Raw genomic sequence first — 19104 nt, 5'->3', positions numbered from 1 at the left:
ACCCCTACCCGTGAACCCGTAACCCAAGGTAAGAGGCGCACTCATGACCCAGCCCGAACACGATCCCTTCGGCTTCATCGGCCTGACGTACGACGACGTCCTGCTCCTGCCCGGCCACACCGACGTGATCCCCTCGGAAGCGGACACGTCGTCCCGGATCTCCAAGCGCATCACGGTCCAGACCCCGCTGCTCTCCGCCGCGATGGACACCGTCACGGAGTCCCGGATGGCCATCGCCATGGCCCGCCAGGGCGGTCTCGGCGTCGTGCACCGCAACCTTTCCATCGCCGACCAGGCCGACCAGGTGGACCGGGTCAAGCGCAGCGAATCCGGCATGATCACCAACCCCCTGACCATCGGCCCCGAGGCCACGCTGGCCGAGCTGGACGAAATCTGCGCACGCTACCGCGTCTCCGGCCTGCCGGTCGTGGACGAGGGCAACAGGCTGCTGGGCATCGTCACGAACCGCGACACCCGCTTCGTGCCCGAATCCGATTTCCCGCTGCGGCTGGTCAGCGATGTCATGACCAAGATGCCGCTCGTGACCGGACACGTCGGCATCAGCCGCGAGGAAGCCTCGCACAAGCTGGCCACGAACAAGATCGAGAAGCTCCCGCTCGTTGACGAGCAGGGCCGGCTCAAGGGCCTGATCACCACGAAGGACTTCACCAAGGCCGAGCAGTACCCGCTGGCCACCAAGGACGACGAAGGCCGCCTGCGCGTCGGCGCGGCGATCGGCTTTTTCGGCGACGGCTGGGAACGCGCCATGGCGCTGATCGACGCCGGTGTGGATGCCCTCTTCGTGGACACCGCGAACGGCCACTCCCAGGGTGTGCTGGAAATGATCCGCCGGCTCAAGTCCGATCCCGTTGCCGCGCACGTGGACATCATCGGCGGCCAGGCCGCCACCCGCGAAGGCGCCCAGGCCCTGATCGACGCCGGTGCCGACGGCATCAAGGTCGGCGTCGGTCCCGGGTCCATCTGCACCACCCGTGTGGTGGCCGGCGTCGGCGTCCCGCAGATCACGGCCATTTACGAGTCGGCGAAGGCCGCCATCCCGGCCGGCGTGCCGCTGATCGCCGACGGCGGCCTGCAGTACTCCGGTGACATCGGCAAGGCGCTCGTCGCCGGCGCCGACACCGTGATGCTCGGTTCCCTCCTGGCCGGTTGCGACGAATCCCCGGGCGACCTGATTTTCGTCAACGGCAAGCAGTTCAAGAGCTACCGCGGCATGGGCTCCCTCGGCGCCATGCAGACCCGCGGCAAGAACACCTCGTACTCCAAGGACCGCTACTTCCAGGCCGACGTCTCCGGCGATGACAAGCTCATCCCGGAAGGCATCGAGGGCCGGGTCGCGTACCGCGGTCCGCTGTCGTCGGTGGCGTACCAGCTGGTCGGCGGGCTCCGCCAGACCATGTTCTACACCGGCGCACCGACCGTGGCGGAGCTGAAGGCGCGCGGCAAGTTCGTCCGCATCACCGCGGCCGGGCTCAAGGAGTCGCACCCGCACGACATCCAGATGACGGTCGAAGCCCCGAACTACGGGTCGCGCTAAGACCCGCTGCCCTTAACCCGGGTGAGCCCGCCGAAACCATGGTTTCGGCGGGCTCACCCGGGTTAAGGGCGCCCCGAATCCCGGCGGCGGTGCCGCTCACGCCCAGGCTCCGGGTCCCGGAACTAGGCTGGAGGCATGTCCGAACTCCTGCCGGCACGCGCGCCCAAACGCAAGCTCGCGCTCAAGCCCTACGCCCGCGCCGTGGCACAAGTGCTGCGGGTGAGCTTCCGGGCCTCGCCAGCCGCCGTCGTCATGAAGGTCCTGGGCTCGCTGATCTCGGCACTGCTGCCGCTGGTCACGACGTACTTCGCCGCCCTGACCACCACGGCGCTGGCCGCCGCCTACGCGGGCGACGCCGACGCCGGCGCGCAGGCCGTCGTGTACGTCATCATCACTGCGGCACTCGGGCTCTTCTGGGGATCGTTCAGCAGCGTGGACCGCTACATCCAGCAGCTCATGAGTTTCCGGGTCGGCGCGATCGTCGGTGACCTGATGTACGAGCGCTTCCTGACCCTGGACTTCTGGCGCTACGACGACAAAGAGACCGTGGACCTGTACGACCGGGCGAAGCGTTTCTCCGACTCCTACGCCCGCGTCCTGGACCGGATCGCCGCGATTTTCACCCAGCTCGTCTCCGTGCTGCTGGCGATCGGCGCGCTGCTGCTGGTCAGCTGGTGGATCGCCGTGATCGTCCTGGTTGCGATCGTCCCCAGCGTCTACCTGCAGTTCAAGCTCTCCCGCGAACAGATCGCGCACTGGAACACCCAGGTCGATTCGCGCCGGCAGCGCAGGATGATCGAAACCAACCTCCTGCGGCCGCAGCACATCGCCGAGATGCGGCTTTACGGGATTGTCGGCTACCTGATGGGCCTGCGCTCCCGCCTGCGGGACGCCGATGAAAAGCGCCGGCTGGACTTCCAGAAGCGCTACATCCCCAAACAGCTCGCGGCCGATGCCCTGCAGTACGGTGCCGAGGTGGTCTCGCTGATCTGGGTGGTGGGCCAGATCATCGCCCGGGCCCAGCCGGTGGGGCAGTTCCTCTATGTCCAGCAGATTGTCAGCCGCGCCCTTTCGACCGCCAACAGCCTCGTCTCCTCACTGAGCTCAATCGATGAGGACCTGGCGAACCTCACGGACTACGAGCTCTTCATGGCCCTGCCCGTGCCGTCCGGCCACGCCCCGCCGCTGCTGCAGGCGCCGAAGACGGTGGAACTGCGGGACATCCGCTTCACGTACACCGGCAGCGAACTGGAGGTGATCCGCGGCATTTCGATGACCATCAGGCAGGGCCAGCACATCGCGATCGTGGGGGAGAACGGCGCCGGCAAGTCCACCCTGATCCGTATCCTGGCCGGGCTGTACCGTCCCGACTCCGGGCAGGTGCTGCTCGACGGCGTGGACCTCGCCGCCGTCGACGTCACCTCCTGGCACCGGCACCTGGCGGTGCTCAGCCAGGAGTTCCTGAAGTATGAATTCGCCACCGCGGCGGAAAACATCTTCTTTGGCGACGTCGATTCGCCCCGCGACGACGGACGGGTCCGGCGCTCCGCCGCGGATGCCGAGGCCCTCGAATTCATCAACAAACTGCCCAACGGCCTGGACAACCACGTCAGCAACTGGATGGAGGACCCGCGCGGGCGGAAGGGCTCCGGCCTGTCCGGCGGGCAGTGGCAGCGGCTGGCGATGGCCCGGAACTTCTACCGCGGCGCATCGTTCATGGTGATGGACGAGCCGACGTCGGCCATCGACGCGCTGGCGGAACACCGGATCTTCACGCGGCTCTTCGCTGACCGCAGCAGCACCATCATCGCCATCAGCCACCGCCTGGCCACGATCGAGAAGGCCGATGTGGTCTACATGCTCGAGGAAGGCCGCATCGTGGAACAAGGCACCCACAGGGAACTTGTGGCGCGCCGCGGCCGGTACTTCCGGATGTTCGAGTCCCAGCTCACCGTCCCGGACACCGAGAACGTCAGCGGCGAGTAAGCGGAGCGCCCTCGATGGTCGTCCGCACCCGGGCCAGGCTGGGTTCGGGCGGGACGCTGCTGAAACCGAAGCTGACGGCGGGGCGGATGGCGGTGAGCGGGCCGGCGTCGGCGCCGTCCCAGCTGACGGTCGCGGAGTCGATGCGGTGCAGATCGGTGACCCCGTAGTATTCCCGCCGGCCGCCCTTGGCCGTGCCCGCAGTGCGCACGCCGGGGATGATTCTGCCCGCAATGGGGTTGACCGCACGCAGCCAGCGCGGATGCACCGCCAGAGCCCGGGGGACCAGCCGCGCCACGGCGCCCAGCCGGGTGCGGGACCCGAGCCGGGCGCGGATCCGCAGCGGCCCGGCGTCGACGGCGAGCTGCCCCGCCCCATGCTCTGATGCCAGGGGCACGATGCAGGTCTCGTCGAAGTTATAGACCGCGCTGATGAAGCCGGCGGCCTCGACGCTCGGTGCCAGCAGGATCCGGTGGCCGGAGGGCAGCTGGACCATCGCGTCGGTGAAGGACCCGAACGGGGACTGCGTCCATAGGCCCACCACCGCGCGCAGGCCCGATCCCGTGCCGAGTCCGGCAATGTGTCCGTCGAAGATCCACCGCTGTCCGTTACGCCAAAGCATGACGCCACAGTACGCCGAAGCGGCGCCCCGCGTCCGCTGGGATAACCTAGAGCAGTGACTTACGAGATTGAGATTGGCCGTGGCAAGCGTGGGCGTCGTGCCTACTCCCTGGATGACATTGCGATCGTCCCCAACCGGCGCACCCGTGACCCCAAGGACGTCTCCGTCTCCTGGCAGATCGATGCCTACAAATTCGACATGCCGGTCATCGCGGCGCCGATGGATTCGGCCATGTCGCCGGAGACAGTCATCGCCCTGGGCCGCCTCGGCGGACTCGGTGTGCTCGACCTCGAGGGCCTGTGGACCCGGTACGAGAACCCGCAGTCCGTACTGGACGAAATCGCGGGCCTCGCTGACGAGACCAACAGCCCGGCCGTCACCCGGCGCATGCAGGAGCTCTACCAGGCGCCGATCCAGCCTGAGCTGATCACCTCCCGCCTCGCCGAGATCCGCGCCGCCGGCGTCACGGTGGCCGGCTCCCTGACCCCGCAGCGTACGCAGGAACACTACAAGACCGTGGTGGCCGCCGGCGTCGACATCTTCGTCATCCGCGGGACCACTGTCTCGGCCGAGCACGTCTCCAAGGACCACGAGCCGCTAAACCTCAAGCAGTTCATCTACGAACTCGACGTCCCCGTGATCGTCGGCGGGGCGGCCGGCTACACCCCGGCCCTGCACCTGATGCGCACCGGCGCCGCCGGCGTGCTGGTCGGCTTCGGCGGCGGAGCCACCACCACCACCCGGCGCGCCCTGGGCATCCACTCGCCCATGGCCTCCGCGATCTCCGACGTCGCGGCGGCCCGCCGGGACTACATGGACGAGTCCGGTGGACGCTACGTCCATGTGATCGCCGACGGCGGCATGGGCTCCTCCGGCGACATCGTCAAAGCCATCGCCATGGGCGCCGACGCCGTGATGCTGGGCAGCGCCCTGGCCCGCGCCGACGAAGCCCCCGGCAAGGGCTGGCACTGGGGCCAGGAAGCCCACCACCTCGAACTGCCCCGCGGCGACAGGGTCAACGTGGGAACGGTCGGGCCGCTCGAAGAGGTTCTGTTCGGGCCCGGCCACCACACCAACGGCACCTCCAACCTCGTCGGCGCGCTGCGCCGTTCAATGGCGACCACCGGCTACTCGGACCTGAAGGAATTCCAGCGCGTCGACGTCGTCGTCTCGCCGTACGCCGGCAACTGAAACCGCGCGCGGGCCGTTGAGGGCCCTGCCCATCCGGGAAACTTGGACGTAGTCTGGTGCCCTACGAGGTTTGATCCGGATGGAGGCGTGACATGAACAGTTTTCCCGGCGGTTCTGCCGAGGCCGGAGGTGCCCTCGGGCCAGCGGCTCGCGAGGCTTCAATCACTGTGCTCAGGGGCAGCACCGCCCCCGGCAAAGAGCTCGACATCCTGATCGTGGGCGGAGGCATCGTGGGTGCCGGCGCCGCCCTCGACGCCGTGACCCGCGGGCTCAGTGTGGGCATCGTCGAGGCGAACGACTGGGCTGCGGGGACGTCGTCGCGGTCCTCGAAGCTCATCCACGGTGGCCTCCGGTACCTCGAAATGCTCGACTTCGGCCTGGTCAAAGAGGCACTGCATGAGCGCGGCCTCATTCTCTCCGTCCTGGCGCCGCACCTGGCCCGGCCGGTCCCGTTCCTGTACCCGCTCCACAAACCATTCCTGGAGCGGCCCTATGTCGGCGCCGGAATCGCCCTGTACGACGCGATGTCCATCACCGGCGGGCACAGCCGCGGCGTCCCCTTCCACAAGCACCTGTCCCGGCGAGGGACCCTGCGCGCCGCCCCCAGCCTCAAGGACGACGCCTTCGTCGGATCCATCCGCTACTACGACGGCCAGGTCGACGACGCCAAGTACGTCGCCAACCTCGTGCGGACCGCGGCGCACTACGGCGCCCACGCGGTCAACCAGATGTCGGTTGTGGACTTCGTGCGCGAGGGCGAGCGCGTGGTCGGCGCCAAGGTGGTCAATCACGAGGACGGCTCCAGCTTCAAAATCCGCGCCAAGCAGGTCATCAACGCCACCGGGGTCTGGACGGACGAGACCCAGGCCATGGTGACAGACCGCGGGCAGCTCAAGGTGCGGGCGTCCAAGGGCATCCACCTCGTGGTGCCCCGCGACCGGATCCAGTCCACGGTGGGGCTGATCCTGCGGACCGAGAAATCCGTGCTCTTCGTGATCCCCTGGGGCAGGCACTGGATCATCGGGACCACTGACACCGACTGGCACCTCGACAAGGCCCACCCCGCGGCCTCCAGCAAGGACATCGACTACCTGCTCGAGCACGTCAACAAGGTCCTCAAGCGCCCGCTGACCCGCGAGGACGTCGAGGGCGTCTACGCGGGGCTGCGGCCGCTGCTGGCCGGCGAAAGCGATTCCACCGCGAAGCTCTCCCGCGAACACGTGGTGGCCCACCCCGTGCCGGGTCTCGTGGTGGTGGCGGGCGGTAAATGGACCACCTACCGGGTCATGGCCAAGGACGCCGTCGACGAGGCGACGCGCAGCATGGACGAGCGTGTCCCGGCCAGCTGCACGGAATCCGTCCCGTTGCTGGGGGCGAGCGGTTTCAAGGCCGCGTGGAACCAGCGGAACCGGATGGCGGAGGAGACCGGCGTCCACGTTGCCCGGATCGAACACCTTCTCAACCGCTACGGTGCCATGACGCCGGAGGTCCTGGCGCTCATCGCCGACAGCCCGGAACTGGCCGAACCGTTGCCGGGCGCTGACGACTACTTGGCTGCCGAAGCCGTCTATGCGGCCACGCACGAGGGCGCCCGGCACGTCCAGGACGTCCTGACCCGCCGCACCCGGATTTCGATTGAAGCGTGGGACCGCGGTGTGTCCGCCGCTCCGGTAGTCGCTAAACTAATGGGAGACGTTCTCGGCTGGAGTGATGCGCAGCGCGAGGGCGAAATCAAGCACTATCTGGCCCGGGTTGATGCCGAGCGCCTGAGCCAACAGCAGCCGGACGACGAATCCGCCGACGCCGCACGGCTGGGCGTGGAGGACATCGTGCCCCTGCGCTAAGACTCAGCGCCGGCCGGCAGTGCAGGATTACAACGCTAGTCATTGGACTGCCGGCCGGCGTCACTGACGCCACTTCGAAGGGACATCTCTTGGCGGAACCACTGGACCGGTACGACGCCGAGCTCACCACACCCGAGATGGTGATCCTCGAAATGGATGCCACGGACAAGCTCGACGCCACTGCCCAGCTCGCTGAACGCATGCATGCTGCCGGACGTATCTCCGATCTCGAGGGCTTCCTCAAGCAGGTCAATGCCCGGGAGCACCAGCTCGCCACCGGCCTGCCCGGCGGTGTCGGCCTGCCGCACGCCCGCAGCGAGCTCGTGTCACAGACATCCATCGCGGTCGGCATCACGAAGTACGGCAGGGCGCTGGACTTCGGCGCGGCCGACGGCCCGGCCACAGTGATTCTGCTCATCGCCACCCCGGCGAGCTCCTTTTCCGATCACCTCGAAGTGCTCGCGACGCTGGCACGCTCACTGTCGAAAGAGTCCTTCCGCGAATCGCTCCGCCGCGCCTACGACGCCGAAGTGATCGCCGAACTGATCAATTCCAGCCTGGTGTTCTTCGACCACTGAGATTGGGGCAGGCCCTATCGTGTCGACTCCGTCGCCACGCAGGGACCCGGCGGCCCCACTCTCGGGGCAGGCCCTTTCGTGTCGACTCCGTCGCCACGCAGGGACCCGGCGGCCCCACTCTCGGGGCAGGCCCTTTCGTGTCGACTCCGTCGCCACGCAGGGACCCGGCTGCCCCACTCTAGGGGCAGGCCCTTTCGTGTCGACTCCGTCGCCACGCAGGGACCCGGCTGCCCCACTCTCGATGGCCCGTTTCGCGGTTCTACACAGGGACGAAGTACCTTTAAGGGGTGCTGAAAACTGCCCTCAAACCCCGCTGGATCGCAGGACTCGTGTTCGCGATCGCCATTTCCGGGGTCTTTGTGCTGCTCAGCCAGTGGCAATTCGGCCGTTCAACGCAGGCCGAAGCCCCGGTCTCCACCACAACGGAGCAAACGCGGCAGCTGACCTCGGTCCTGCAGCCGGGTGGGTTCTTCCCCGGATCCGTGGCTGACCAGATGGTCTCCGCCACCGGCAGCTACGACCTCCAGAAGCAGGTCCTCGTCCCCGGCCGGCTCAATGACGGTGCGAAGGGCTACTGGATCGTGTCGGCCTTCGCCGTCAAGGATGCCCCGGCCCTGAAAGGCGGCGGGGCCACACCGCAGACCTGGATTCCGGTCGCACGCGGATGGGTGGCGGATCCCGCGGATGCCGTGGCGCCGCCGTCGGGCACCATCGAACTGACCGGGCGGCTGTTGCCGTCCGAGTCCCCGCTGCCGCGGACGGATCCCGGACCCGGCCGCGCCAGCGCCGTCTCGGTTGCCGAACTCATCAACGACTGGAACGTCAGCAGCTACCCGGGCTTTGTCGCAGCGACGACCGAACTGGCCGGCGGCACCGACGTCGGGGCCGCGGCCGCAGGCGGCGACGTCAAACCCCTCCGGATCGGCCCGCAGCCGCCCGCGCAGCAGGTCAACTGGCTCAACCTCTTTTATTCCGTGGAATGGGTGGTCTTCGCCGGTTTCGCGTTGTTCATCTGGTGGCGGCTCGTCAAGGACGACTACCGCCGCGACCTCGAAGACGCGCTCGACGAGGAAACGGCCGGCGAAGAGCCCCCAACCGACCGCCACGCGGCCCACCACAACGCGGCCCACCACCAGGCGGCACAAGCGCCCACCGACTCCCATCCCACAGCCCCCCAACCCACAGACCCGAGAGTGCAATCATGATCGAGCCCCAGCCCGCCATCCAGCCGCAGTCCACCAACGGCACGGGGAAAGCCGGGAAGAAGCGCCGCTTCGGCGGCACCGAGGCCCAAATCCGGTCCGCCCTGAAGTTCTACAAGGTGCTCGCCTACCTGACGGGCACGATGCTGCTGCTGCTCTGCGCCGAACTGATCGCCCGGTACGGCTTCGGTCAGTACCTCTTCGCCGGCGGCATCAACGCCGTCACCGGCCAGCCGTTCGGCCTCGGATTCGCCGACGCCGAGCCGCCGGGGGTGATCGGGGGCGTCAACCTCTCCATCACGGTCCTGATCGTGCACGGCTGGATGTACGTCGTGTACCTGATTTCCAACTTCCGGCTGTGGTCGCTCATGCGCTGGCCGTTCACCAAGCTGGTGGTTATGGCCCTGGGTGGCGTCGTGCCGTTCCTGTCCTTCTTCGTCGAGAAGAAGTTCCACGCCGAGGTCGAGGCCGAACTCGCAGCAAACCCGCAGGCGCCCCAGCGGTACTGAACCCCTCCTGACCCGGCGCCCTTCCTGATCCGTCCCGATCAGTCCTCCCGGAACAGTGACACGACGCCGGCGGCCGCCGTCGGGCATGTGAGTTCGCTTACCTCGGCCCGCGATTCGGGCCCGCACCGGCTTCTCAATGTGCGGGCGGGCAGCGGCGCAAAGTAGGCTAGTGGGGTGACTACTCCCACTGCATCCCAGACGTCCCACAGGCCGGTTCTGGTTGTTGACTACGGTGCCCAGTACGCGCAGCTGATTGCCCGCCGCGTCCGGGAAGCGAATGTGTATTCGGAAGTGGTTCCGCATACGTACAGCACCGAGCAGCTGCTGGCCAAGAACCCCGCCGCGATCATCCTCTCGGGCGGGCCCTCGAGCGTCTACGCCGACGGCGCCCCCAGCGTCGGTGCCGACCTCTTCGAGGCCGGCGTCCCGGTCTTCGGCATCTGCTACGGCTTCCAGGCCATGGCCAACGCCCTCGGCGGCAAGGTGGCCCAGACGGGCCTGCGCGAATACGGCGCCACCGAGACCACCACCCTCGGCGAGGGCCGTTCCATCCTGGCCGGCATGCCCCAGCACCAGAGCACCTGGATGAGCCACGGCGACTCCGTCCACGAAGCCCCCGAGGGCTTTGAGGTCCTGGCGACGACGGCGGGCGCCGACGTCGCGGCCTTCGCCAATGAGGACAAGCGCCTCTACGGCGTCCAGTGGCACCCCGAAGTCAAGCACTCGGCCTACGGCCAGCAGGTCCTGGAAAACTTCCTCTTCAAGGGCGCCGGGCTGGAACCGAACTGGACCACCGGCAACATTCTGGAAGAGCAGGTCCAGCGGATCCGTGACCAGATCGGCGACGCCAGGGTCATCTGCGGCCTCTCCGGCGGTGTCGACTCGGCTGTGGCCGCCGCCCTGGTACAGCGCGCCGTCGGCGACCAGCTGACCTGCGTCTTCGTGGACCACGGGCTGTTGCGCGAGGGCGAAGCCGAACAGGTCGAACGCGACTTCGTGGCCGCCACCGGCGTCAAGCTCTACGTCGCCAACGAGCAGGAGCGCTTCCTGAGCGCCCTTGCCGGCGTCAGCGATCCCGAGACCAAACGCAAGATCATCGGCCGCGAATTCATCCGCGCCTTCGAGGAAGCCGAACTGGCGATCATTGCCGAGGCAGCGGCGCACGGGGAAAAGATCAAGTTCCTCGTCCAAGGCACCCTGTACCCCGACGTCGTCGAATCCGGCGGCGGCGAGGGTGCGGCCAACATCAAGAGCCACCACAACGTGGGCGGGCTCCCCGAGGACCTGCAGTTTGAACTGGTTGAACCGCTGCGCGCCCTGTTCAAGGACGAGGTCCGCGCGGTCGGTGCCCAGCTCGGCCTGCCGCAGGAAATCGTCGGCCGCCAGCCCTTCCCCGGCCCGGGCCTCGGCATCCGGATTGTTGGCGATGTCACCAAAGAACGCCTGGACCTGCTCCGCAAGGCCGACGCGATCGCCCGCGCCGAGCTGACCGCGGCCGGACTGGATGACGAAGTGTGGCAGATGCCCGTGGTGCTGCTGGCGGACGTCCGCAGCGTGGGCGTCCAGGGCGACGGCCGCACTTACGGACACCCGATTGTCCTGCGCCCCGTGTCCTCCGAGGACGCCATGACCGCCGACTGGTCGCGGCTGCCCTACGATCTCCTGGCCCGGATTTCCAACCGGATCACCAACGAGGTGGAAGGCGTCAACCGCGTGGTGCTGGATGTGACCAGCAAGCCGCCGGGAACCATCGAGTGGGAATAGCAATCTGAGTGGCCGGCCTTTCGAGGCCGGCCATTTCATTTTGTTCCTGACAATGTTTCTGACAATTCGGGCTGAATTTCGCACCGCCCAGTGTTGCGGCCCCGCACCTGCGGGGGATTCGGGCTACCCTCGAAAGCATGCCGGTATGGTCCAAGGCGTCCCGCGCGAGCCTGGCAACCGCGAGCACACAAGATGCGGCCAGGGAAAGCGCGGACGCAACACAGACGAGCGTTGATACGACGAACCCGCCAGAGTCGAGCCCGCCGCGGTCCGGCACAGAGAAGTCGAGCACAGAAAAGAAGGCAGCAGTGTCAGTTGGTCAAGGCCACCCCGAGGGCTCCGAGGAGTTCAGGAAATGGCTGTCGGGGCTCAAGCCAGTCACCGGTGCAGATACCATGCTGCGCTTCACCAAGACGCCCGAAGGCTCAATTGACCTGACTCATGCCCATCCCTCGGGGCTCGCCCAGCTGATGGCAGGGCGGCGTACCCGGCTCTCGACCCTGATCCGCGACCGCCAGCAATTCGTTGTCGCGGCCAGGGCATCACGAAACCTGCGCTCCAAGATTTTCGAACTCGCCAATGACCGCGGCATCGACGCGGGGTATTTCTCCGCCGGCACGGTCGTCTGGACGTCCGCCGTCGGCGGTAAGCCGCAACGGATCTCGGCCCCGGTCATGCTCACCGCCATATCCCTCACGGTGCGCCCCGGCGAGGACGACTATGAGTTGCAGCTCACCGAACAGGCGCAGATCAACCCGGCGCTGGTCCGGCACCTCAAGACCGTCCACGGGATCGTTTTCGACGTCAACGCGGTGACGCGGATGGCGTACAGCACGGCCCGTTACGACCCGCAGCCCGTTCTGGACCGCCTGGGCACCCTGGTCCAGCCGATTCACGGCGCGGAGGTCGAACACAACCTGCTCGTCTCCACCTTCGCCGACCTCTCCGGCAACCTCGATGATCCGTGGATCAACCAGAACAACCCCCTGGTCACCACGCTGGCCCGGTCCGGTTCCGGCGAACTGGTCGACGTGCCTGCTCTGGAACCCGGCCGCTTCCCCAGCACGGACGACCGTGACCCCGCCGACGAGCTTCTGCTGCTCGACGCCGACACGGACCAGCAGTATGTGGTCGACGCCGTCCGGGCGGGCGACTCGCTGGTGGTCAGCAGCCCGCCGGGCACGGGCCAGACCCAGACAGTCATCAACACCATCGGCGCCCTGGTGGACGAGGGCAAGTCCGTCCTGGTGGTTGGCGACAGGCGGGCCAGCCTCGCCGAGATCTCCGGGCAGCTGGATGGCCTCGGCCTGGATTCGGTCCTCTTGCAGCTGACGGGCAGCGCCAGCCCGCTGCAGCTGAAGGGCCAGCTGGTCCGGGCGATCGTCCGCAACGAGAAGTCGCTGCAGCCGCAACTGAGCAACCTTCACGCCACACTGACCGGGCACCGCCACGCCCTCATGGACCACGTAGCCTCCCTGCACAACGTCCGGGCGCGCTGGGGTTGCTCGCCGTATGAGGCCATGCAGTCCCTTGCAGAGCTGACCTCCATCCAGCCGGCACCGGCGACGACCGTCCGGCTCAAGCGCAGCGTGCTGGACAATATCCGGGACCGCGAGGAGCTCGCAGGCCGGCTCCGCCGCGCCGCCGAGCTCGGCAGCTTCAGCCGGGCGTCGACCACCAGCCCCTGGCACGGCGCGCGCCTGCTGACCCGCAAGGAGACGCAGGAAGCGCAGGGCGTTGCCCAGTCCGTTGCGGAAAAACTGCCGTTGCTGCGCGGGCGCATGGATGCCGTGGCGGAACACGCAGAGATCCGGCTCGGCCGGACCTTCGCCGAATGGGGCGAGCAGATCGAACTTCTCGTGGCCGTCCGCGAAAGTCTGGACAAGTTCACTCCCGACATCTTTGACCGGCCCGTCCACGACCTGATCTCGGCCACCGCGTCCTCCGCCTGGCGCAGGGAACGCGGGATCGAAATGCCGTCCATGCAGCGCTCACGCCTGCGCAGGGTGGCCAAGGAGTACGTCCGGCCCGGCGTGCACATCGCGGACCTGCACAGCTCACTGGTCCTCGTGCAGGAACAGCGTGCAGCCTGGTCCGGCTACGCGACCACGCAGCGGCACCCGGCCGTGCCGTCCGGGCTGGCTGAAATCAGCGGCCTTTACCGGGAGCTCGCAGCGGAACTGGCTGAACTGGGCCTGGCTGTCAAGCACACCGCTGCCGGCGGCGACTTGGACCGCGCACCCTACGACGAGCTCCTGCCCCGGGTGCGGCGGCTCGTCGCCGACACCGCGACCCTTGAAACCCTTCCGGAGCGCACGCTGCTCGTCGAAAGCATGCGAGAGCATGGCCTGGGCGAGCTTCTCGCCGACCTTGCCGAGCGCGAGGTCCCGGAGGGTTCGGTGACCGCCGAACTCGAGCTGGCCTGGTGGCAGTCGGCCCTGGAGGCCATGATCAGCGGCGATGACTACCTCGCCATGTCCGACGGCGACGCCCTGCGCCAGCTTGAGGCGGAGTACCGTCTCGCGGACAACGCCCATATCGCCAGCGGCGCTGCCCGGCTGCGCTGGAACCTGTCCGAGCGCTGGCGCGCTGCCATCGCGGCGTACCCCCGCCAGGCCGAGCTGTTGCGCAGCCTGCTGAAGGACGGCCGGGTGACCCTGGCAGCCCTGAGCGGCCAGGCGCAGGAGCTGCTGCCCACCCTGGTACCGGTGTGGTCCGTCAGCCCCTACCTCATGACGGGTCTGCTGCCGATCGACCAGACCTTCGATGCCGTCGTGATCCTCGACGCCGAGACGACCTCGTTGCAGGCCGTCCTCCCGGCGATCGCCCGGTCCCGGCAGGTCATCGCCTTCGGCGACGAACAGATCGCCAGCCCCCGGACCTTTACCGTGGGCGTCGAACGGCTCGCCGCGGGGGAGAGCTCCTACCAAAGCGTTGAGAGCTCGTACCGGGCACTCTCTGCCGTGCTTCCGGTCTGGAACCTGAGGACCGTGTACCGTGCGGTCGATGAAGACCTGGTGCGCCAGCTCAGCAAGGGTTTTTACGGCGGGGAACTCACCCGCCTCCCGGAGGGCCAATCTGCCACAGGGCTGGACCGTACCCTCAGCGTGGAGTACCTCCCCGACGGCACGGGGCTGCCCAGCGCTGACCACGACGGCGTCGAATCGGTTGTTGCCGAGGTCAACCGCGCGGTGGAGCTGGTCTTCGAGCACGCCCGGCTCCGCCCCCGGACGTCGCTGGCCGTGGTGACCGGCAGCCTTCGCCATGCCGCCCGGATCGGTGAGGCCATCAGGGCGCAACTGCCCAACTACCCCATGCTGGGCAGCTTCTTCACTGCGGGGGATGAGTCCTTCCGCGTAGTGGATCTGGAACGGGCCCAGGGCCTTGTCCGCGACCACGTCATTTTTTCCCCGGGCTATGGCCGCACCCCGCATGGGCGCACCCTCCACAGCCTCGGGCCGCTTTCCGCCGAAGGTGGCCGAGCAAAATTCGCCCTGGCGATGACGCGTGCCCGCCGGTCCCTGCACGTGCTCAGCTGCTTCCGGCCCGAAGACCTTGATGTCAGCCGCCTCAGCCACGGCGCCGTGGACTTCTACGAGCTCCTGGACCGTGAGATCGCGGGCAACACGGATCTTGGCAGCCCCGCCTCCCGTGCTGCGGCCAGCGAGCAGGCGCTCGGCGCCGATCCGCTCGTGGCCGACCTGGGTGACCGGCTCCGGGCCCGCGGGGCACGGGTGTGGCACCAGTACGACGGCGTCCTGAACATGGTGGCGGCCGCCGATCCGATGACCACGATCGGCCAGGACGATGCGGAGATTCCCCGTCCGGTGGCGATCGAGTCGGATGGCACCAGCCACTACCGGCGGATGAGCGTCCGCGAACGGAGCAGGCTCCGGCCGCAGCTCCTGGAGCGGCTTGGCTGGCGGTACATGCCCCTGTGGACCATAGAGGTCTTCACCGACCCCTCGGCCTGCGCCGACCGGATAGGCGGCTACCTCGGGTTGGAGAAGCCCGCCGTGTCCAGCCGGCTGCGGACATCGCACGGTTTCTTCGACGACGGCATCGAACACCTGGCGATCGACGAGGCGCGGGCCGCCGAGTACCACGTGGCGGCCGAACCCGCGGGACAGGTGTTCCGCGGCCACGAAACTGCCGGCCAAGAATTCCGCCGGCAGGCACCAGCATCAGCAATGACAGGCAATACAGGCAGTAAGGAGGCCGGCGGAATGAGTGCGGACGGCATCACTAGCAACACCGGCAAGACCGGCGACGCCGGCAACACGAACGACACCGGCAACACGAACGACGCCGGCGCCACCGGCGCCCGCGAAGCCGGCGCGGCGGGCGCCGCGGCCGACACCGCGGGGCCGAAGACCGGTGAGTCGACGGCCGGCGAATCGACCGGGGAATCGACCGGCGACGGGCCGGACCAGGAGGCCGCGAAGGAGACATCCCGCCGTTCGGAGGCACAGGCCACCGTTCCGGAGGGTGTGCTGCCGAATAAGGCGGCGGAAGACGACCCCCGGCGCTGGGGTGACCAGCCTGATAATTACGATCACGACGCCTGGCTCCAGGAACAGAAGCCGCCGCACTGGGGCTGACGTGGCGGCCCGCAGCCCAGAGCCTGCGGGCGCGGCCCGCGTCGGAGCCTACGGCCCGCGTCGGAGCCTACGGCCCGGGCCACTGGCCCGGCGGAAACGCCCTGCTGGCTGGACGGCTAGCCCGGTGGTGACGCCACAAGCACGAAAAACAATTTGCCCTGGGTAGACGCGCCCGCCAGCCTGCGGGCCTGGTCGGCCGTCGCTGCCACCACCACCAGCCCGTCAGTCTCCGCAGTGGCGGGCCAGGAGCCGGCCTTGCCGCCCTGCGTCGACGTCCAGAGCACTGGTACGGCTTCGGCCAGGATTTGGCTTTCGCCGGGTTGTTCCATGCCGTTGCCGGCAGTGAGCACCACGTTGACGAGCTGCCCGGGGGAGACCAGCTGGATGGAGGCCGGATCTGCCATCCTCAGCGGCACGGCCGCAGAGCCTCGCGGGCTTCCGGCGAGCAGGCCCGGTCCCAGGATCTGGGCGTCGGTGAGGAGCTGGCCCTGGCGCAACGGTGCGGCCAGCTGTTTTCCCTCGAACGCGGTCTCGCTGCCGGGGCTGCCCGCAGGAATAAGGCCGGGTGGCACGCTGATCCTACTGAGATCGCCGGGTTCCAGGGACTTTCCAGCGGGCAGATCGGCCGCGGCGGCGAAGGCTGCGACAGTGTCAGTGGGCGCTGGAGCCAGTTGCTGAACTGTCAGTCCGGCGGGGATGCAGAACAGGAGGGCCGCGATAAGCCGCCGGTTCCGGTTCAGCCAGCCGCGCAGGCGGCGCCACGACGGACGGCCGCGGGGCGGACGGCGGCGGGGTTTCACGGGACCGATCCGGCTCCGGAACGGAAGGCCTGCGGCGGAAAACGTGGCGGCAGGAAGGCTCGTTGGACGGATACCGGTACGGGACCAGCGGCCGGGGCCAGCTTCCGGCATTGCGGCGCGGAAAGGCCTGAACAAAGGCGTGGAAGACGGCACAGGCGCCGCCGGGGCAGCCGTCTTGAACGAAGGCGGGGAAACCGCGGTGAGGAAAAGTTCCATGCCGCCACGCTACGGATCTGCGCAGAGCGGCGGCAGCTGCGGAACGTCCTATGTGGACAACGGCAACAGCGGCAACGGCAACAGCGGACAGGGATTCAGGCAGTGCCGAGAATCAGCCGGCCGTAGCCCAGCCGGCGGCCGGTGCCAACCCGGCAGATGCCTTAGCTGGCCGCTGCGGCGGGCGCGGGGGTGGCCGCGGGAGTTGCAGGAGCCGGGGAAACCGTGCTGCCCTTGGCGTCGCGCGAATCGGTCCGGTAGAAGCCGGAGCCCTTGAACACTACGCCGACGCTGTTGAACTTCTTGCGCAGCGTGCCCTGGCACTCGGGGCAGGACGTCAAGGAGTTGTCGCTGAACGACTGCACGATCTCGAAGGCGTGGCTGCAGTCCTTGCAGGCGTATGCATACGTGGGCACTGGAAATCCTCCTCAGGGGCAAACGAGCAGGTCCCGTACTGCGGAGTCCGGATCACCGCCGATATGTCTATCGACCTGTTCCGTCCTTAGCAGTCGCAGGGCCTGAGTGCCAATTCTATCACCTTGGCGGGAACCCGGATCAGGCGGGCCGGGATCGGCCGAGTCGGACGATCCCGCCCGGGGTCAGCGCCGTGTCGACTTTCCGGTCGAACGACTCCGCGGGGATGCTGCCTGCGGGCAGCACCTCCGTGTCATAGACGACGGCGGCAGTCGGCGACGCGACAGCGTCGGCTGCAGCGTCGGCCGCCCCGGCGTCCGCCCCGCCGGACGCGGAGGACATGGCAGCCAGGGCGGCAAGGAACTTGTCGTAGTAGCCGCCGCCTTGCCCGATTCGGTTGCCCGAGAAATCCACCGCGGTGGCCGGCAGGAAGATTGCGGTGGCGTCCCGCATGACTTCGGTACCGTGGCGCTCTCCGACAGGCTCATGGATGGGCGCGTACCGGCTGCGGACAAACCCGGACTGGGGAGTCCAATACACCCAGCTGAGCTCGATGTCGGGTTCGCAAACGGGCAGCAGCACCCGGTGCCCGGCCTCGACCAGGGCAGTCAGCAGTGGCAGTGTGGGCGGTTCGGCGCCCACACCGAGGTACGCCGCGAAGGTGCCCTGGCGGCCGCGGCCAAGCCCGGAGGCCCACGCGAGCCCGTGGCTGGCGATGCCCGCCGCGGCGGTGTCCTGTGCGGCCAGCGGGAGTGCGGAACGCGCCGCCCTGTGGCTGGAGCGAATTTCCTCTTTTGACGCCATCTTGGCCCGTCCTCTGCCTCTTGCGGCCGCGCTGCACCCGGGGGCCCGGCAGGCGGTTCGCATAATGATTACGCAATGATTGGTCCCTCCGTTAGATTAGTCGTGTGAATACACCCATCGCTTCCGTCCGCAAGGCCGTTATCCCCGCCGCGGGCCTTGGTACCAGGTTTCTCCCGGCCACAAAGGCCATGCCCAAGGAAATGCTGCCTGTCGTTGACAAGCCGGCCATCCAGTACGTCGTCGAGGAGGCCGTGAATGTCGGCCTGAACGACATCCTGATGATCACTGGCCGCAACAAGCGGGCGTTGGAGGACCACTTCGACCGCGTCCCCGCGCTGGAGTCCACCCTGGAGGCGAAGGGTGACACTGCGAAGCTCGAATCCATCCAGGCCGCCAGCAACCTCGGTGACATCCACTACGTCCGCCAGGGCGATCCCATGGGCCTCGGCCACGCGGTCCTCCGGGCCAAGCAGCACGTCGGGCATGAGCCGTTCGCCGTCCTCCTGGGAGATGACCTCATTGACGCCCGCGATGAGCTCCTCAGCACCATGATCGAGGTCCAGGCCAAGACCGGCGGGTCGGTGGTCGCTCTGATCGAGGTGGACCCGTCCCAGATCAGTGCCTACGGCTGCGCGGACGTCGAGGCAATCGGCGGTGAGGACTACGTCCGCATCAACCAGCTCGTGGAGAAGCCCGATGTCGCGGACGCCCCGTCCAACCTGGCCGTAATTGGCCGCTACGTGTTGCACCCGGCCGTCTTTGAAGTGCTGGAACGCACCGCGCCCGGCCGCGGCGGGGAAATTCAGCTCACGGACGCCCTGCAGGAACTCTCGGCCGGCACCGGCGAGGGCTACGGCGTGTACGGCGTCATCTTCCGCGGCCGCCGCTACGACACCGGCGACAAGCTCAGCTACCTCAAGGCCTGTGTCCAGCTCGCCTGCGACAGTGAGGACCTCGGCCCGGGCCTGCGCGAATGGCTGCCCGGCTTCGCGTCCAGCCTGGCCCCCAGCCTCGCCAAATAACT

General features: G+C 68.0%; 14 protein-coding genes. 10 read left to right on the top strand and 4 right to left on the bottom strand.

The genetic code is table 11. The annotated features are described in order from the left end of the window. Positions 1-43: 43 nt before the first annotated feature. Together guaB and AC1DBX_RS03465 are read left to right on the top strand one after the other, a co-directional pair. Positions 44-1555, top strand: coding sequence for an IMP dehydrogenase (gene guaB, locus AC1DBX_RS03470; protein WP_018773740.1), 1512 nt, complete (start codon positions 44-46; stop codon positions 1553-1555). A gap of 135 nt (positions 1556-1690) precedes the next feature. After that, the gene (locus AC1DBX_RS03465) at positions 1691-3541 is read left to right on the top strand and encodes an ABC transporter ATP-binding protein (RefSeq protein ID WP_476873028.1); all 1851 of its coding nucleotides are present in this window, start codon (positions 1691-1693) and stop codon (positions 3539-3541) included. On the opposite strand, the gene AC1DBX_RS03460 is transcribed toward AC1DBX_RS03465, so the two are convergent. Next, positions 3528-4160: a hypothetical protein gene (locus tag AC1DBX_RS03460; RefSeq protein ID WP_230007195.1), complete on the bottom strand. Its 633-nt coding sequence runs from the start codon at positions 4158-4160 to the stop codon at positions 3528-3530. The genes AC1DBX_RS03465 and AC1DBX_RS03460 overlap by 14 nt on opposite strands. Before the next feature lie 54 nt (positions 4161-4214). Here AC1DBX_RS03460 and AC1DBX_RS03455 point away from each other — a divergent pair, with 54 nt between their 5' ends. The 7 genes from AC1DBX_RS03455 to AC1DBX_RS03425 all read left to right on the top strand — a co-directional run bounded on the left by AC1DBX_RS03455 (position 4215) and on the right by AC1DBX_RS03425 (position 15849). Further along, the gene (locus AC1DBX_RS03455) at positions 4215-5351 is read left to right on the top strand and encodes a GuaB3 family IMP dehydrogenase-related protein (protein WP_230007196.1); all 1137 of its coding nucleotides are present in this window, start codon (positions 4215-4217) and stop codon (positions 5349-5351) included. Between the two features lie 92 nt (positions 5352-5443). Further along, the gene (locus tag AC1DBX_RS03450) at positions 5444-7195 is read left to right on the top strand and encodes a glycerol-3-phosphate dehydrogenase/oxidase (RefSeq protein ID WP_028275740.1); all 1752 of its coding nucleotides are present in this window, start codon (positions 5444-5446) and stop codon (positions 7193-7195) included. Positions 7196-7284: 89 nt separating this feature from the next. After that, positions 7285-7773, top strand: a complete 489-nt coding sequence (locus tag AC1DBX_RS03445) for a PTS sugar transporter subunit IIA (RefSeq protein WP_028275739.1) — start codon at positions 7285-7287, stop codon at positions 7771-7773. Positions 7774-8060: 287 nt separating this feature from the next. Then, positions 8061-8978, top strand: coding sequence for an SURF1 family protein (locus tag AC1DBX_RS03440; RefSeq protein ID WP_476931078.1), 918 nt, complete (start codon positions 8061-8063; stop codon positions 8976-8978). Beyond that, on the top strand, positions 8975-9484 hold the full coding sequence (locus tag AC1DBX_RS03435) for a DUF3817 domain-containing protein (RefSeq protein ID WP_476931077.1): 510 nt from the start codon (positions 8975-8977) through the stop codon (positions 9482-9484). The genes AC1DBX_RS03440 and AC1DBX_RS03435 overlap by 4 nt, the downstream gene beginning before the upstream one ends. Positions 9485-9658: 174 nt before the next feature. Beyond that, the gene (gene guaA / locus AC1DBX_RS03430; RefSeq protein ID WP_079550220.1) at positions 9659-11248 is read left to right on the top strand and encodes a glutamine-hydrolyzing GMP synthase; all 1590 of its coding nucleotides are present in this window, start codon (positions 9659-9661) and stop codon (positions 11246-11248) included. Positions 11249-11556: 308 nt separating this feature from the next. Continuing rightward, positions 11557-15849, top strand: a complete 4293-nt coding sequence (locus AC1DBX_RS03425; protein WP_476931076.1) for an AAA family ATPase — start codon at positions 11557-11559, stop codon at positions 15847-15849. A gap of 116 nt (positions 15850-15965) precedes the next feature. Here the strand turns inward: AC1DBX_RS03425 and AC1DBX_RS03420 are convergent, their stop codons facing one another. The 3 genes from AC1DBX_RS03420 to AC1DBX_RS03410 all read right to left on the bottom strand — a co-directional run bounded on the left by AC1DBX_RS03420 (position 15966) and on the right by AC1DBX_RS03410 (position 18080). Next, entirely contained in the window at positions 15966-16649 is a 684-nt protein-coding gene (locus AC1DBX_RS03420; RefSeq protein WP_476887736.1) for an RcpC/CpaB family pilus assembly protein, read from the bottom strand. Positions 16650-17026: 377 nt separating this feature from the next. Further along, the gene (locus AC1DBX_RS03415; protein ID WP_476931075.1) at positions 17027-17278 is read right to left on the bottom strand and encodes an FmdB family zinc ribbon protein; all 252 of its coding nucleotides are present in this window, start codon (positions 17276-17278) and stop codon (positions 17027-17029) included. 139 nt (positions 17279-17417) lie between these two features. After that, on the bottom strand, positions 17418-18080 hold the full coding sequence (locus tag AC1DBX_RS03410; RefSeq protein WP_476931074.1) for a 5-formyltetrahydrofolate cyclo-ligase: 663 nt from the start codon (positions 18078-18080) through the stop codon (positions 17418-17420). A 104-nt stretch (positions 18081-18184) separates the two neighbouring features. Here AC1DBX_RS03410 and galU point away from each other — a divergent pair, with 104 nt between their 5' ends. Next, positions 18185-19102 carry a UTP--glucose-1-phosphate uridylyltransferase GalU gene (gene galU / locus AC1DBX_RS03405; protein ID WP_476855733.1) on the top strand — a complete coding sequence of 306 codons (918 nt, stop codon included), beginning with the start codon at positions 18185-18187 and terminating at the stop codon, positions 19100-19102. Positions 19103-19104: the final 2 nt, after the last annotated feature.

The sequence above is a fragment of the Arthrobacter sp. 10N44_2 genome, assembly GCF_056394385.1.
This window is presented reverse-complemented; position numbering and strand designations above follow the sequence as displayed.